The organism is Runella sp. R5_40 (assembly GCF_057652295.1).
This window is the reverse complement of the sequence record NZ_JBYFCH010000092.1, coordinates 1-307: the sequence shown is the minus strand read 5'-3', so window position 1 is coordinate 307 and position 307 is coordinate 1. Positions and strand designations below refer to the sequence as shown.

Annotated in this window: 1 protein-coding gene; it reads right to left on the bottom strand. The window is 55.0% G+C overall.

The annotated features are described in order from the left end of the window. Positions 1 to 307, bottom strand: a 307-nt coding sequence (locus AC23N5_RS31540; RefSeq protein WP_487758580.1) for a T9SS type A sorting domain-containing protein, incomplete at both ends; no start/stop codon positions are given.

Below are 307 nucleotides of genomic sequence, written 5' to 3'. Positions count from 1 at the left end.
GTCGAAACCTTCAAGAAATACATCCCCGTCGGTAAGGCACTCACCCCAAACTCCTCTTGGTGGGTGTTGGTTTCGGGCACAAATTGTCGGCTCAATACTTCACGCCCTGCGGCATCCGTCAACGACGCTTGCACCGCTTGCCCCTTGCTATTTTGCACTTTCAAGCGAAGCGTATGCGTGACGGGGTTGGGCAGAACGGTGGCGAAGGCGCCGTTATCGGTTATCTGTTGTCCGTTATCCGACCCTTGCCCATTTGCTCCTTGCCCTTTGCTTTTTGCCTCTTGCCCACTGCCATTTGCCCCTTCTC